General features: G+C 48.7%; 13 protein-coding genes. 4 read left to right on the top strand and 9 right to left on the bottom strand.

Annotated elements, in window-relative coordinates; genetic code table 11:
- Positions 1-3: 3 nt before the first annotated feature.
- Positions 4-828, bottom strand: coding sequence for a DUF3100 domain-containing protein (locus VHA_RS07590; protein WP_005503292.1), 825 nt, complete (start codon positions 826-828; stop codon positions 4-6).
- A 313-nt stretch (positions 829-1,141) separates the two neighbouring features.
- Entirely contained in the window at positions 1,142-1,897 is a 756-nt protein-coding gene (locus tag VHA_RS07585; protein WP_005503290.1) for a hypothetical protein, read from the bottom strand.
- Positions 1,898-2,218: 321 nt separating this feature from the next.
- Here VHA_RS07585 and cysB point away from each other — a divergent pair, with 321 nt between their 5' ends.
- From cysB to VHA_RS07570, 3 genes are all read left to right on the top strand, one after another.
- Entirely contained in the window at positions 2,219-3,193 is a 975-nt protein-coding gene (gene cysB / locus VHA_RS07580; RefSeq protein ID WP_005503288.1) for an HTH-type transcriptional regulator CysB, read from the top strand.
- 201 nt (positions 3,194-3,394) lie between these two features.
- Positions 3,395-4,501: a methyltransferase gene (locus tag VHA_RS07575; protein WP_005503286.1), complete on the top strand. Its 1,107-nt coding sequence runs from the start codon at positions 3,395-3,397 to the stop codon at positions 4,499-4,501.
- A gap of 3 nt (positions 4,502-4,504) precedes the next feature.
- Positions 4,505-5,227: a sulfite exporter TauE/SafE family protein gene (locus VHA_RS07570; protein WP_005503285.1), complete on the top strand. Its 723-nt coding sequence runs from the start codon at positions 4,505-4,507 to the stop codon at positions 5,225-5,227.
- Between the two features lie 65 nt (positions 5,228-5,292).
- Here VHA_RS07570 and VHA_RS07565 read toward each other — a convergent pair whose 3' ends face one another.
- Together VHA_RS07565 and VHA_RS07560 are read right to left on the bottom strand one after the other, a co-directional pair.
- Entirely contained in the window at positions 5,293-6,180 is an 888-nt protein-coding gene (locus tag VHA_RS07565) for a DUF3943 domain-containing protein (protein ID WP_040528466.1), read from the bottom strand.
- 139 nt (positions 6,181-6,319) lie between these two features.
- The gene (locus VHA_RS07560) at positions 6,320-7,510 is read right to left on the bottom strand and encodes an aromatic amino acid transport family protein (RefSeq protein WP_005503282.1); all 1,191 of its coding nucleotides are present in this window, start codon (positions 7,508-7,510) and stop codon (positions 6,320-6,322) included.
- Between the two features lie 254 nt (positions 7,511-7,764).
- Here VHA_RS07560 and VHA_RS07555 point away from each other — a divergent pair, with 254 nt between their 5' ends.
- Complete coding sequence (locus tag VHA_RS07555) at positions 7,765-9,018, top strand: CinA family nicotinamide mononucleotide deamidase-related protein (RefSeq protein ID WP_005503281.1); 1,254 nt, start codon at positions 7,765-7,767, stop codon at positions 9,016-9,018.
- 112 nt (positions 9,019-9,130) lie between these two features.
- Here VHA_RS07555 and yfaE read toward each other — a convergent pair whose 3' ends face one another.
- The 5 genes from yfaE to ubiG form a co-directional block, all read right to left on the bottom strand.
- Positions 9,131-9,421, bottom strand: a complete 291-nt coding sequence (gene yfaE / locus VHA_RS07550) for a class I ribonucleotide reductase maintenance protein YfaE (protein WP_005503280.1) — start codon at positions 9,419-9,421, stop codon at positions 9,131-9,133.
- A complete protein-coding gene (gene nrdB / locus VHA_RS07545; protein WP_040528465.1) occupies positions 9,418-10,551 on the bottom strand; it encodes a class Ia ribonucleoside-diphosphate reductase subunit beta in 1,134 nt (377 codons plus the stop codon). Before nrdB ends, yfaE begins: the two co-directional genes overlap by 4 nt.
- Before the next feature lie 66 nt (positions 10,552-10,617).
- Complete coding sequence (gene nrdA, locus VHA_RS07540) at positions 10,618-12,897, bottom strand: class 1a ribonucleoside-diphosphate reductase subunit alpha (RefSeq protein WP_005503278.1); 2,280 nt, start codon at positions 12,895-12,897, stop codon at positions 10,618-10,620.
- A 401-nt stretch (positions 12,898-13,298) separates the two neighbouring features.
- The gene (gene gph, locus VHA_RS07535; protein ID WP_005503270.1) at positions 13,299-13,955 is read right to left on the bottom strand and encodes a phosphoglycolate phosphatase; all 657 of its coding nucleotides are present in this window, start codon (positions 13,953-13,955) and stop codon (positions 13,299-13,301) included.
- Positions 13,956-13,986: 31 nt separating this feature from the next.
- On the bottom strand, positions 13,987-14,700 hold the full coding sequence (gene ubiG, locus VHA_RS07530; protein WP_005503268.1) for a bifunctional 2-polyprenyl-6-hydroxyphenol methylase/3-demethylubiquinol 3-O-methyltransferase UbiG: 714 nt from the start codon (positions 14,698-14,700) through the stop codon (positions 13,987-13,989).
- Positions 14,701-14,786: the final 86 nt, after the last annotated feature.

The raw sequence follows: 14,786 nt of genomic DNA, 5'->3' as shown, positions 1-14,786 counted from the left end.
GACTTAGTTACCTTTATTGCAAAGTTTGTAAACGCATTCAGCCAGAGGCAGACCCAGGAAGGTCAGCGACAGTGCACCCAAAACAGAAGACAACAGATTAGATGCTGCCGCAATACTCAGGACTTGTTGTGCCAGCGCAGGCTCAAGGCCGGAGACCAGCGCACCGGATGCCGCACTCAACATAGAGCCAGAGCCGACGCCGGAGCCTGCGGCCAATGCCAGTGGGTGTAGACCAGTCAGCGGGGCGATACTGCCTAACACAGAGAACCACAGGGTGCCGATCACTGAACCGCACAGGTAAATTGCCAGCACGCCGACGTATTCAGGACTACCAGTGCCAAACTTGCCCTGGATAACGGCGATAGAAGGCTCGCGACTAATAGACGAGCATGCACCAATTGCTTTGCGGTCAAACTTGAACTTCACTGCCAATGGAATGGCAACCAAGATGGGAAGCAGGTTACCCAGTTCCTGGAACAACAGGGGAATGCCAGCATCAATGATCATCTCTAGGTTGGGAATAATCATGCCTGCGTATTGGGTACCCAATACCAACAGGCAGTAACCAACCATCTTGCCGCAAAAGCCTTCTTCTTTTTCGGTGAAGATTTTACCCCATGCCTTGATTTTGTTTTTGGTCCAGTTCACCGACAGCGCCATACCGAACATCACTGCAAACAGCATTGGCAGGATGGAGAGGGTGGCAAAGCCCAGATCTATTTTCTGGGTACCGATAACAAACTGGGATAGGAAAATCAGTGCGGATACCGCGATAACACTGGTCACGACAACACGTGCCTGACCGACTTTGTTTTCTTCTATGCTCATGTTTATTCAACAGTAAAAGTGGAAATCCTCGCCGATTATAGGGATAGAACAATCGCGAAATGTGAATGAGATCAACCCTCGGAACCGGTGTCTAGATGAAAACTAACTATGATATTCCCCTAGGGAATTAAGGGTTATAGGGGTGTAAAATGGGCACAGGTTTGGTGTTGTCACTGTTGGTTTTTTGTGTCGTTTGGTAACGGTGTTAACCGTTTAACGTCGGTGGGATAACACGAGGGTATAACGTCCGGAGAAGAAAAATCCCAGCGTAAAAACAGCGCTGGGATTTTTTATAAATAACGAGGGGTGAGGTTTACCATTTTTTCTTTGGCGCAAACAGCTCGTCCAGCTCATCGCTTTCTTTGTCTTTTGGTTTTTGTGCAGCGGTGCTTTCATTCAAGGCAGTGTTGACATCTTCCAGCATCGCAGAAAGGTTTTCTTTTGCTGATTGGCAATAAGGATCATTTTTGGCGCTGACAACATCCAGTGCTTTCTTCAGAAGCTGTTGTGCGGTCCCCATCTGGCCTTTGATTTTGGCATCGTTAACGCGCTTCAACACATTCTCGACGTTGATCTTCATTTGCATCTGTTCAAGGCGCGCATTTTCGGCCACAAAGGCCTGTGTTTGTAAACGACCCTTAGTGTGTTCTGCTTTGATCACTGCGCGTAAGCGTTTTACCAGTTTCAACATGGAAATCGCTTCACGGTCACTGTCTGGTACACGGAATGAGGTAGATTCTTTATTCTGGTAGCTTTGCTTGATCTGGTTGATTTGGTTTTGCACATCGGTGATTCGCTGTGGCAAAGAGCGATCACTTTTATCGATTTCATGCATGGTTTTCAGCGCATCCAGAATTTTCTGGTTTAGGCAAATAAGCAGAGCGCCACTGTATGGAAGGTTGTGCGCGTTTCCGATCAGCTCTTCGGTGGCATCAATAACGGCGATATATTTAGCCATTTCCTGGCGCTTGGTAGACTCTACACGTTGTCGTTGCTGAGCCATAATGTTGTAGCCAACAATAAGACCAAGCAGAATGACGCATAAGCCAACAACTAAGGCGATATTCATAAGTGAGCGTCGATATTCCCTGTTAAAACGATGACTGCCTAAGATACACGATCTACAGGTAGGGTCATAGTTTGTTCGTACTATTCTCGATCTTAGCTAAATTTTAGCGTGTCGTAACCCTTTTCTCTCATTTACTGCGCATAAACGCATGTTTATTCACAACGTGATCATTACGTTATCAGTAATCATTGTTGTGGATATTTCATCTTATCCAGCGGTCTATTTTGGGCGCTGGGTACAGGTTAAGAATGATGGCACTACGCCTTCATCAAAATTCACGCTATAAAATCAGTACACCTGTTATTTGTTTGCTGCAACATTATGAAATTACAACAACTAAAATATATCGTCGAAGTCGTAAATCACGACTTGAATGTTTCGTCTACAGCGGAAAGCCTTTACACCTCCCAGCCCGGTATCAGTAAGCAGATCCGCGCGTTAGAAGATGAGCTGGGTGTGCAGATATTTGGACGAAGCGGCAAACACTTGACCAAACTTACCCCTGCAGGCCGCCAGATTGTCGATATCGCCAGAGATATTTTGTCCCGGGTCGACAGCATTAAGTCTGTCGCGCAGGAGTACACTCATCCAGGGTGTGGGCAACTTAATATTGCGACGACACATACTCAGGCGAGATATGCACTGCCAGCGGTTATCTCCGGTTTTGTAAAACGTTATCCAAACGTATCACTGCACATGCATCAGGGGGCACCGAGCCAGATTGCAGAGTTTGTATTGAAAGGTACCTCTGATTTTGCGATTGCGACTGAAGCCTCTTATTTGTATGAAGATCTGTTGATGTTGCCTTGTTATCACTGGACCCGTGCGTTAATTGTCAGAAAAGACCATCCTCTTGCGCGGCGCCCTTCCATTTCCATTTACGATATCGCCCAATTTCCCTTGGTGACCTATGTGTTTGGTTTTACCGGACGCTCCAGTCTTGATACGGCTTTTAACAAGGCCAAATTGAAGCCGAATATTGTGTTTACCGCGACAGATGCCGATGTGATTAAAACGTATGTGCGTTTGGGGGTGGGGGTGGGTGTGATGGCTCGCATGGCGTACGATAATCAGCTGGATGACGATTTAGTGGCTATTGATGCCAGCCATATTTTTGAGGCCAGCACGACCCGAATCGGTTTCCGCCGCGGCACAGTGCTTCGTAACTATATGTATGACTTTATCGAGAGTTTTGCGCCGCACCTGACACGTGAAAACATCGATACCGTGGTGCAGATGAAAGATGCGGATGACGTTGAGAAGTTTTTCGAGCAATTCGAATTACCGGTAAGGTAATTCGCTGTTTAGCGATACCCTAACTGCCTGCAACTTCTGGCAGGTTGGGTATATACTTCGCCAGTTTTTCCGGTATTTCCGCGATGCGGGAGAGGTGGTTGTTTGTTCCTTTCATATGAAGATCTTGCTGATCGTTTTTCGCAATTAGACACCCTGCTGTCAGCACATACATCGTTGTGGCAGGGCGTACCGTTTGATTGCATGGTACTGCCTTGGCAGGAAAGTCACCCTGGGCTTTGCGATTGGTTGGATCAACAGTCCCTGACATCATTGCAGCAATGGAAGGCCACGCCTGAAAACCTCGCCAAAGCGGTAAGCGAGTGGATCCCTGATGCCCGAAGATTACAGGCACTATGTGATGTCGGAGCACGGGACGTAGAAAACCCAGGATGTGATACGTTCTGGTCTACGGGTATTCCCGGCCGTAAGTGGGCACAAATCAACGCATTCACAGCTGCCGTCCCGGGGGGCGAGGGGCAATGTTGGCTGGAATGGTGTGCCGGTAAAGGGTATCTTGGCCGTATTCTGGCGGTGACAAAACAAGCATCGGTAACCAGCCTGGAGTGGCAAAAGCCACTTTGTGATGACGGCCAGGCATATGCCGATAAGCATCAGTTGCCGATGGCATTCGTTCAGGGTGATGCGTTTGCTATGGCGAGCCAAGCGCTGGTAGAGAGGTGTGACCATGCGGTTGCGCTTCATGCTTGTGGGGATTTGCATGTTACCTTGCTTAAACACGCTGTCGCGGTAAAGCCTATGTCGCTTGCGGTTTCCCCTTGCTGTTATCATCTTATTCATGATACGCACTATCACCCCTTATCCCGTTTGGCGAAAGCATCGGCATTGTCGTTAAGCAAGCATGATTTGAAACTGCCATTGCAGGAAACGGTGACCGCAGGGCAGACGGTGAAAAATAAACGCTTTGTGGAAGTAAGCTTTCGGTTGGGTTTTGATGCTTTGCAGAGATATCTGTTTAACAGTGGGCGGTATTTACCGGTTCCTAACGTACAAAAGTCGTTGTTGGGTGAAGGCTTTGAGGCATTCTGTCGCTGGGCTGCATATCAAAAAAACATGACCTTACCGGCGGGTATCGATTATGGGTATTTCCAGCAGCAAGGTGAATCACGTTTTTTGATGGTAGAGAAAATGGAAACGGTACGTACCCTTTTCCGCCGTCCTCTGGAGATCTGGTTGGTATTGGATCGTGCGCTTTATCTGACAGAAAACGGTTACCAAACAGATATATCGACGTTTTGTCCTCGTGAATTGACGCCGAGGAATCTGCTTATCCACGCCAAAAGGAAGTGAATCATGGCTGTGAGCATGGAAGCACTCATTCTGATCATGCTGGCATTGAGTGCCGGTGCCTTTGTGCAAAGCCTGATTGGTTTTGGGCTTGCGATTGTCTCTGCCCCTATACTGATGTTTATTGAACCGTCATTGGTGCCTGCCGGCTTGACGCTGGTGACACTGGGGCTTGCTATTGTGAACACTTGGCAGTATCGCAGCCAGCTTTCCCTCAAAGGCATAGGATGGGCCTTTGTGGGGCGCTTGCCTGGCACGCTTGTCGCGTCTGTATTGCTTTATTACCTTTCCGCCGACGCACTTGAACTTCTCATGGGGGGAGCGGTGCTGATCGCTGTTGTTGCCAGTGTATTTAAATTTGCCGTAGAGCCAAATAACAAGAATATGTTCTGGGCGGGGTTTGCTGCGGCCATTATGGGGACGACTACCGGGATTGGTGGGCCGCCGATGGCGTTGGTGTTGCAAAAAATGGATGTGATCAAACTCAGGGCAACGCTCGCTGCCTATTTTATTTTCAGCTGTACTATCTCGCTCGGCGCCCAGAGTATGGCGGGATACTTTACGCTGTGGCATGTAAAAGTGAGTCTTATCTGTCTTCCCATGGTTTTGGCATCTTCGATGTTGGCGCAGAAATTGGCGCCTCGGGTTCGAGCAGAATGGGTCAGGTACGGACTTCTAACCCTGTGTGGTTTTGCGGGCATGGCATTGTTGATCAATAGTTTTTCCTAAGGTTTCGTTACGTAAACGAAAAAAGCCAGCATGCGTTGCTGGCTTTTTACTGACTGAAGTCGTTATCAGAATTTCAGGCTGACCTGCATACCAACAAACTGGCTGTCATAGGGAGCGCCTACATCCGCCGCGTACTTTGCTGCATCTTGATTGTTAAACCAAGGATCGTAGTTCATCCGGACTTCAGTATCACCTTGCCACAGGTTAGCAACCCAACCATGAATGTGGCCGACTGGGTTCAGGAAGAACAGGCTGACATCACCTAATGTTTCAGACCCTATCACTTCCCCTCCATTTGCGACGATATTTTGCTCGGTTAAGTACATCCATTCACCCACTGCTGCACCGAACAATGGCGTGACGATAATGTCCTGAATGGAAGGGACTTCTGCAAATGATTCTACGCCATATTCCCAGAAAAACGTCGACATAGTGAACGAGTAGAGGAATGACTCGAACTCGTTAAAGCCTGAGTGGCGTGCCGCGGTATAATAAACCCCCCCGAAATAAGGGTGCATCACATAGTTCAGGTAATGGTCATCTTTATCCCACACCGGCCCTTCAGACACGTTATCCCACCACTTGCTACCCAAGTTGGAGAGGTCACGATCTTCTGCAGTCCAATTAGTCACACTTTCCGGCAGGAAGGTCATCAACCCAACGGTTGCCACACTCAACCCCAAAATGGTGTAAGTCTGGTTCATCAGATAATCCCAGTCTTTTTCCGGAGACGTCGTCATATAACGTGGTAAATGGTGAGCACGTGGCTCGTTGAAACGTTGTGAATAATCATTTGGTAGGGGTTGACCCGCCTCCAGTGATGACAGCGTATAAGAATAGACCGTGTTGTATTGGTATGCCTGCTGTTCGAAATTGATAGTGGACGCATCGAATGCAGAGACGGATTGAGTCGCAAATAAAGCAGCCGCAGCGATTGTAGAGCAAAAACGCACGTAGGATCTCCCACTAAAATGCCAAATTTCATCACAATGCCGGGTGTGTGGATTGGCACAAAAAAGTATTGTTGTCGATAGCCTCACATCAGAGGGTACAATTCGTTTCGTCCGGTTAAGAAAAACACCAAACGGCTAGCTACTGACCAAAGATGTGTACTAATTGTGAGGCAATCACACAAAGGCCACCAATCATAGCAATGGAAAGGGCGGCTTTTCCACCAGAAACTTGATATCGATCGTGGTTTAATCCGAGTTGGCGTATTTTTTTGACCATCAAAACAGGAAGTGCAACAGCCAACATAACCAGTGCGAGTGAAGCAAAGCCAAGTGCGGTGATGAATCCTTGCGGGTAGTACAATGCAATCAGCATAGGCGGTAAAAACGTCACCAAGCCAGTTTGAAGACGGCCTTGTATGGAAGCTGGCCGTTTAAGCATGTCAGCCATAAAGTCGAACAGGCCAAGGCTGACGCCCAGAAAAGATGTTGCCAATGCCAGATCGGCAAACAGTGAAATAGCATTCGCTACCCGGGTTGAGCCAACAGCGTCGCTAATGGACTGAATAAACATACCCAGGCTGCTGTTTTCTGCTAATGTCTGCGCGCCCAGCACCCCAAAGCTGGCCGCTTGCCACAGGATGTAGATCAGCAAGGGCAGCGCCGAGCCAACCAGCATCACTTTTCTCAGCACCTTGATATTTAAGCCCGTGTATGCCACAACCGACGGAATACTGCCGTGGAAGCCAAACGAGGTAAACATGACAGGAATTGCAGAAATCAGAAGACCTTTTTCAAGGGGCAGTGTAACCAGATTCTCTCCCTCTCCGAGCGGTAATAGCAGTGCCAGAGATAGCCCAAGCAGAATGATTTTCAGCGCAAACAGTCCACGGTTAATGATATCGACTTTATAGGTACCGAGGATAACAACCGTGGCGACCAGCCCGGTAAATATCAACGTGCCAACACATTGTGGTACATCTGCGGCAACCCCCAAGGCATTCAGCTTGGCATGAAACTGACTGCCGCCACCGGCAATGTAGGCCGCACAGAGTGCGTAAAGCAGAAACAGGGTCGACGCACTTGCTACCCACTGTCCTTTTTTTCCGAGAAACTGGCGTGCGAGGCTATTCAGTGTGGCACGTTCCGGGGCGTGCTGGTGCACCTCAAGCATGAGCAAAGCGGTGTAACTCATCAACATCCACATGGCAACCATCAAAATGATCGAGTGGGTAAAGCCAAGGCCGGCGGAGGCCAGTGGAATAGCGAGCATACCTGCTCCAATGGTGGTGCCCGCAATAATGAGCGTGCTCCCTAAAATCTTACTGCGCATAGTTTTCTTCTTGTAATGAGTTTTTTACGTTTTCGGGTTATTAGCGGAGAGTGGATGGGTGAACACAATATAGGTTTATATTTGGCTGTAAAGCGAACCGTAGTTTTAGGCTTACATATTATGTATTTAAATTTTTACACCCTGAGTAAAACTTACAAGCGACGATAATTATTCCATGGGTGATGTTTTTTTGTGCTTGAAGCCGCTTCCTGATAACGTTTGACTATTATTTCAAGCCGAACAGGGAGCTATCGGTGGAACACAGTAAACTTCGGGTTGCGATGCTGAGCACTGGCGAAGAGGTGCTTCACGGAGACATCACCGATACCAATGCCGCCTGGTTGTCCAGACGTTGTTTTGAGGAAGGCTTTGCGATGCACCGCCGTGTTACGGTGGGTGATGCGCTGGATGATATTGCCATTGAGCTTGTGCGTTGTAGTCAGGTATCAGATGTGGTGATAGTCAACGGTGGTCTGGGCCCAACAACAGACGATTTAACGACGGAAGCCATGGCCATGGCGATGGATGTCGATCTTGAGCTTAACGGCCATTGGCTGTCAGTACTGAAAGACCGGTTTGAAAAGAACGGTAAAACGATGCCGAAAAGCAATATCAAGCAGGCGATGCTGCCACAGGGCAGTGAGCTGGTTGATAATCCGGTTGGCAGTGCCTGCGGCTTTTCAGCGATGCTTAATGACTGTCTGTTCTTTTTCACGCCGGGTGTGCCGAGTGAGTTCAAGCAGATGTTCGATAACGAAATACTGCCGAGACTACAGACACGCTACCCCAACACGTATCGTCGTGACATTACCCGCTTCTACACGTTTGGCTTTTCTGAGTCCCTGCTGAATGACAAGTTGGAATCTCTGGCTCTGCCAGAGGATTTCGAGCTTGGTTACCGTTCAGCCTTGCCGTTTATTGAAGTGAAAGTGTTTTCACCCAGACAGCATTCTGACATATCTCTTGTGACAGACGGGGTGCGCAATATATTGGGCGATTTCATGGTGGGTGATGGCAAGCCTATGTTGGATTTTGTGGGAGAATTATTGGCAAGAGCCGGGGTATCCCTAGCCGTGGCAGAAAAATTCTCTGGCGGCTATCTGGCAAACTGGCTTCACCAAAATGATGATACGCGCCATGCATTGCTTCAGGCCTGGGTATTGAGTGAGGCAACGCTGGCGGCAGAAGGGGATTACAACCCCTTGGCGGCTGTTTTGGCGATGGCGGCAGCGTCGCGCGAAAATGCCGGTGCGCATATTGGGCTGGCTTGTGGCAACCTCGATGCTGGCCGTGTTGCATTGGGCTTGTCGAGTGCTGATGGTGACTGGGGTGTTATTGTTAAAGCTCGGCGCAGCCAGACACAGGAAAATCTCAGGGTGTACTGCGGTACGATGCTGCTTGATCTTTTGAGACGCTATTTGACAGGGCAGAATATGTTCCCGGAAATTGCGTCACTGGTCACGCTGGAGTCACTGCATATTCCAGTTGAAGAAAGCGAAGAATCCTAAGGGTAGGGAGCTGCCTGGATCCCCTGTCCCTTTTTAGCTGTGAGTAATGTTCTGTCGAAGCAGGGATAGGATGTACAAAAAGTGACAGCACAAAAAGATCGCCGCGACCGAGTCAGAGGTTCGCGGCTTTTTTTGCTACAAAGGAAACCTGATAATCGAATTCCAGCGAGACATCTTCGCTGGGCGTCGCGCTGCATGTGAGTATTTCACCGGCGGCAAGGTATGCCATGGTATCTGTCTGTGAAACGCGGCCTTTATCCAGTTTACAGCGACAGGCACCACAAACACCGTTGCGGCACTGGAATTCAGGCTGCAACCCTGCCTGCTCAAGTTGTTCGAGCAGGGGCTGGTGGGTATTTCCCACCAGCGTGTGTCCGTTCACGGTAATTGCGATTCGGCTCATAGCTCGAAATCACCCAAATCGTCGATATCAACGTCGTTGTCGATTTGACCCACCAGATATGAACTGATTTCTGCTTCCTGCGGGGCAACCTGCACGTTGTCTGACGACAACCAGGCATTGATCCATGGGATCGGATTCTGGTTTGCGCCCTGATAAGCAGGTTTCAGGCCAACGGCTGCCATACGCAGGTTAGTGATGTATTCCACGTACTGGCACAGAATGTCTTTGTTCAGGCCAATCATAGAGCCGTCTTTGAACAGGTATTCTGCCCATTCTTTTTCTTGCTCAGCAGCGTTTTTGAACAGATCAAAGCAAACTTGCTCACACTCTTTGGCGATCTCTGCCATCTCCGGATCGTCATCACCGGAACGCAGAATATTGAGCATATGCTGGGTACTGGTCAGGTGCAGTGCTTCGTCACGGGCGATGAGTTTGATGATTTTAGCGTTCCCTTCCATCAGCTCGCGCTCAGCAAATGCAAAGGAGCAGGCAAAGCTGACGTAGAAGCGAATCGCTTCCAGCGCGTTGACTGACATCAGGCAGATGTAGAGCTTTTTCTTCAGCTCGCGCAGGGATACCACCACAGTTTGGCCATTTACCGTGTGTTCGCCTTCACCGAGGCGGTGATAGTCACTGGTCGCCTGAATGAGGTCATCATAGTAACCTGCGATGTCATTCGCGCGTTTGATGATGTGCTCATTGACCACAATATCATCAAACACCAGAGACGGATTGGTCACGATGTTACGAATGATATGGGTGTAAGAACGTGAATGGATAGTTTCTGAAAACGACCAGGTTTCAATCCAGGTTTCCAGCTCAGGAATCGACACCAAAGGCAGCAGGGCAACATTTGGGCTGCGACCCTGGATAGAGTCCAGCAACGTCTGGTACTTCAGGTTACTGATGAAAATGTGTTTTTCGTGCTCAGGCAGTTTGTTGTAGTCGATGCGGTCATTGGAGACATCCACTTCTTCCGGACGCCAGAAGAAGGAGAGCTGCTTTTCAATCAGCTTTTCAAAAATTTCATATTTTTGTTGGTCGTAGCGAGCAACATTAACCGGCTGACCAAAGAACATGGGTTCTTTGAGCGCGTTGTTGTTTATTTTAGAAAAAGTGCTGTAAGCCATTGCCGTATTTTTTACCGATTAGTGGAAACTTCAAAGAGGGAGCTTCTGCTCCCTCCGTTATTTGGGTTAGATCTTGCAGGCACCGCCTGCGCAATCATCGTCTTGTGCTGCAAGATCTTTTTGCGCGTCATCTGCACCGTCACGGGTATTGTGGTAGTACAGGGTTTTCACCCCCAGCTTGTACGCCGACAACAGATCTTTAAGAAGCAGCTTCATGGGCACTTTGCCACCTGGCTGTTTGCTTGGGTCATAGTTGGTGTTGGCAGAGATAGCCTGGTCGACAAACTTCTGCATCAGGCCAACCAGTTGCAGGTAACCGTCGTTGGATTCGATGTTCCAAAGCAGCTCGTAGCTGTCTTTGTACTTTTCATACTCAGGGACAACCTGCTTCAGGATGCCATCTTTCGACGCTTTGATTGACACAAAACCACGTGGTGGCTCAATGCCGTTGGTCGCATTCGAAATCTGTGAAGAGGTCTCTGACGGCATCAATGCCGACAGCGTGGAGTTTCGCAGGCCGTGTTCTATGATCTCAGCACGCAGTGCATCCCAGTCATAGTGCAGTGGCTCGTCACAGATTGCGTCCAAATCGCGCTTGTAAGTGTCAATAGGCAGCAGGCCTTTTGCATAGTTAGTTTCGTTAAACGCCGGACATGCGCCACGTTCTTTCGCCAGACCAACAGATGCTTTCAGCAGGTAGTACTGAATTGCTTCGAATGTGCGGTGAGTCAGGCCGTTTGCACTGCCGTCTGAGTAACGCACACCGTTTTTCGCCAGATAGTAGGCAAAGTTAATCACACCAACACCTAGTGTACGGCGGTTCATGGTTGCTTTGCGCGCTGCTGGCAGTGGGTAATCCTGATAGTCCAACAGGGAATCCAGAGCACGGATAGTCAGGTCTGCCAATTCTTCCAGCTCGTCCAGCTCTTTGATGGCACCCAGGTTAAACGCAGACAATGTACACAGTGCAATCTCCCCCTGATCGTCTTCCACATTGGTCAGTGGTTTGGTTGGCAGGGCGATTTCCAGACACAGGTTGGATTGACGAATTGGCGCCACCTGCGGGTCAAACGGACTGTGGGTATTACAATGGTCAACGTTCTGAATATAGATACGACCGGTTGATGCACGCTCTTGCATCATCAGCGAGAACAGTTCTACTGCTTTGCGCGTTTCACGCTGGATAGACGGATCGTTCTCATACTTGACGTACAGACGCTCGAACTCTGCCTGATCGGCGAAGAAAGCGTCATACAGCCCCGGTACGTCTGACGGCGAAAACAGAGAGATGTTCTCACCTTTAATCAGGCGGGTGTACATCAGCTTGTTAATTTGAACACCGTAGTCCATATGGCGGACACGGTTTTCTTCAACACCACGGTTGTTTTTCAGTACCAGCAGGCTTTCTACTTCACGGTGCCAGATAGGGTAGAACAGAGTTGCTGCGCCGCCCCGCACACCACCTTGTGAACAACACTTAACGGCAGTCTGGAAGTATTTGTAGAAAGGAATACAACCGGTGTGAAAAGCTTCACCGCCACGGATTGGGCTACCCAGTGCGCGTATACGACCTGCGTTAATACCGATACCTGCACGTTGGCTTACGTAACGAACAATGGCACTTGCTGTTGCGTTGATAGAATCCAGGCTGTCATCACACTCAATCAGTACGCAAGAGCTGAACTGACGGGTAGGGGTGCGCACACCAGACATGATTGGCGTAGGCAGTGAAATCTTAAACAGGGACACCGCATCATAGAAACGGCGGATATAATCCAGGCGTGTTTCTTTCGGGTAATTAGCAAATAGACATGCAGCTACCATAATGTACAAAAACTGTGCACTTTCGTAGATTTCACCAGTAACACGGTTTTGTACCAAATATTTACCTTCCAGCTGCTTCACAGCTGCATAGGAAAAGTTCATGTCACGCCAGTGGTCGATATAGGAGTCGAGAATATTCAGCTCTTCCGCTGTGTAGTCTTCAAGCAGATGCTTATCATATTTTCCCATCTCAACCATTTTATTGACATGGTCAAGCAGAGTGGGTGGCTCAAATCGACCGTAAGCCTTTTTGCGCAAGTGGAAAACCGCCAGACGCGCCGCTAGATATTGGTAATCAGGTGTCTCTTCTGAGATCAGATCTGCTGCTGCCTTGATAATGGTTTCATGAATGTCTTCAGTTTTGATACCGTCGTAAAACTGGATGTGAGAACGAAGTTCGACTTGTGAAACAGAGACATTGTCGAGGCCTTCAGCGGCCCAGGTGATGACGCGGTGGATTTTGTCGAGATCGATGTTTTCCTTGATACCACTGCGCTTTAAGACGGTAATTTGTTGGTTCATTTATCTTGTTCCCGATGTTTCCTTGCTGAAGACCTGTTTTTGCAACATTTCACAAATTGCAAGGATGATTTGTGATCAATATTTGAAATTGTGGTGTAGTCACCAAAACACTATATATGGGGTCTACGCTCGTATTGGGTAACAAGATAGTGGTGAGGGGCAGATAATGCAAGTTCACCCAAAAGTAGCATTCTGTGGATATCATGGGGATGGGAATTGCTATGTTAGCGCTCACTCACCGCATTATCCTAATTGAGGCAATGGCATAGAAAAAAGCAATATTTTTTGCCGTGTGAAATTAAATAAAAAAAAATATTCTGCTTGATCGCAGGCGAGTTCAATGCATCATTTTAACTTGCTGAATAATGGTTATTTTATAAACTGCATCAGTGTGATCATGATCAGAATAATGACAGTATTTTTTCGGGTGTATTAAAAATCTGATCTGCCTCCCACTGCTCGGGTCGAGCGTCTTTTCCTATGTAACCCCACGCCGCGACAGCAGAAGGCATGTTGGCTGCTTTGGCGGCGATAATGTCGTTTTGTATGTCCCCGACATAGAGGCACTGAGCCGGTTCAACTGTCAGGATCGATGCACCATGTAACAGTGGAGCGGGGTGTGGCTTTGCATGGGGAGTAGTGTCTGCACAGACAATGGTTCTAGCTTGTAAAAGTAGCGGAAAGTAGGGGAGCAGCATACCGGTGAGAAAACCGGGCTTGTTGGTGACAATGCCCCATGGGACGCCCTGGGCTGACAATTGTTCAAGCAGTTCTTCGACACCTCGATAAAGTGTGGTTGAGGTGCAAATATTATCGGCATAGTGCGCCAGAAAAGAACGTCGCAGCTGATCGATATCTTTGCCCTTTAGTGCGTTGCCAAATCCCGCCCGGAGAAGCCCACGGGCACCATGACTGGTATTGGCCTGAATTTGTGCTTCAGAAAGGGGAGGGTATCCATACTCATTTAGGACACTGTTCGCCGCATTTGCCATATCAGGGGCGGTGTCGAGTAAGGTGCCATCCAAATCAAACAGCACGGCTTCTACGCTTCCTTTCATTTATTTTCCTTCTGGCAAAATTAAACCCGGATTACACCGGGTTTTGGGTATGTACGATGTAGTTAACATCCACATTTCGTGGGGACAACCAATACTGACCTGTTAACGGGTTGTAATGTAGCCCGGTCATGTGTTGTTCCCGTAGCGGAGTGCTGTCGATCATTTTAAGCAGTTCTGATGGACGGATGAACTTGTTGTGGTCATGGGTGCCTTTTGGCACGATTTTCATCAGATGCTCTGCGCCGACAATGGCAAACAGCCAGGATTTGGTATTCCGGTTGAGGGTCGAGAAGAATACGTGCCCGCCCGGTTTTACCATCTTTGCGCAGGATGCAATGACTGAGGCCGGATCAGGTACATGCTCCAGCATTTCCATACAGGTGACAATGTCATAATAGCCCTGGTGTGTGTCGGCGTGCTCTTCGGCGGTTGACTGCACGTAAGAAACGGTTGTGCCTGTTTCAAGGGCATGTAGACGGGCAACGGTTAACGGCTCCTTGCCCATATCCAGGCCTGTCACCTCCGCACCTTCCCGCGCCATGCTTTCTGCCAGAATACCGCCACCACAACCCACATCGAGGATCTTTTTTCCGAAGATGCCCAGGCTCCGCTCAATAATATAGTTGAGGCGAAGTGGATTTATCTGGTGCAATGGCTTGAATTCGCCTTCCAGATCCCACCAGCGGGAAGCCACGTCTTCGAATTTCTGAATTTCCGCCGGATCGACGTTGAGTGGGGTTGTCATCTACATCTTATCCCTAAAAATTTTTGCTCATTATACCCGTTTTCATGGCCTTTGCAGGAGGAAGATCACAGGGGGTAAGGCTGACC

Origin of the sequence: Grimontia hollisae CIP 101886 (assembly GCF_000176515.1) — a bacterium.
In the GTDB taxonomy this organism is placed as follows: domain Bacteria; phylum Pseudomonadota; class Gammaproteobacteria; order Enterobacterales; family Vibrionaceae; genus Enterovibrio; species Enterovibrio hollisae.
Note: the sequence above shows the minus strand (reverse complement) of the source record. Positions and strands in the feature narration are given on the sequence as shown.

What these genes read in the sequence shown, in the direction of transcription:
- VHA_RS07590 (WP_005503292.1), bottom strand. Translation starts at nt 828, where the DNA reads ATGAGCATAGAAGAAAACAAAGTCGGTCAGGCACGTGTTGTCGTGACC.
- VHA_RS07585 (WP_005503290.1), bottom strand. Translation starts at nt 1,897, where the DNA reads ATGAATATCGCCTTAGTTGTTGGCTTATGCGTCATTCTGCTTGGTCTT.
- cysB (WP_005503288.1), top strand. Translation starts at nt 2,219, where the DNA reads ATGAAATTACAACAACTAAAATATATCGTCGAAGTCGTAAATCACGAC.
- VHA_RS07575 (WP_005503286.1), top strand. Translation starts at nt 3,395, where the DNA reads ATGGTACTGCCTTGGCAGGAAAGTCACCCTGGGCTTTGCGATTGGTTG.
- VHA_RS07570 (WP_005503285.1), top strand. Translation starts at nt 4,505, where the DNA reads ATGGCTGTGAGCATGGAAGCACTCATTCTGATCATGCTGGCATTGAGT.
- VHA_RS07560 (WP_005503282.1), bottom strand. Translation starts at nt 7,510, where the DNA reads ATGCGCAGTAAGATTTTAGGGAGCACGCTCATTATTGCGGGCACCACC.
- yfaE (WP_005503280.1), bottom strand. Translation starts at nt 9,421, where the DNA reads ATGAGCCGAATCGCAATTACCGTGAACGGACACACGCTGGTGGGAAAT.
- nrdB (WP_040528465.1), bottom strand. Translation starts at nt 10,551, where the DNA reads ATGGCTTACAGCACTTTTTCTAAAATAAACAACAACGCGCTCAAAGAA.
- nrdA (WP_005503278.1), bottom strand. Translation starts at nt 12,897, where the DNA reads ATGAACCAACAAATTACCGTCTTAAAGCGCAGTGGTATCAAGGAAAAC.
- gph (WP_005503270.1), bottom strand. Translation starts at nt 13,955, where the DNA reads ATGAAAGGAAGCGTAGAAGCCGTGCTGTTTGATTTGGATGGCACCTTA.
- ubiG (WP_005503268.1), bottom strand. Translation starts at nt 14,700, where the DNA reads ATGACAACCCCACTCAACGTCGATCCGGCGGAAATTCAGAAATTCGAA.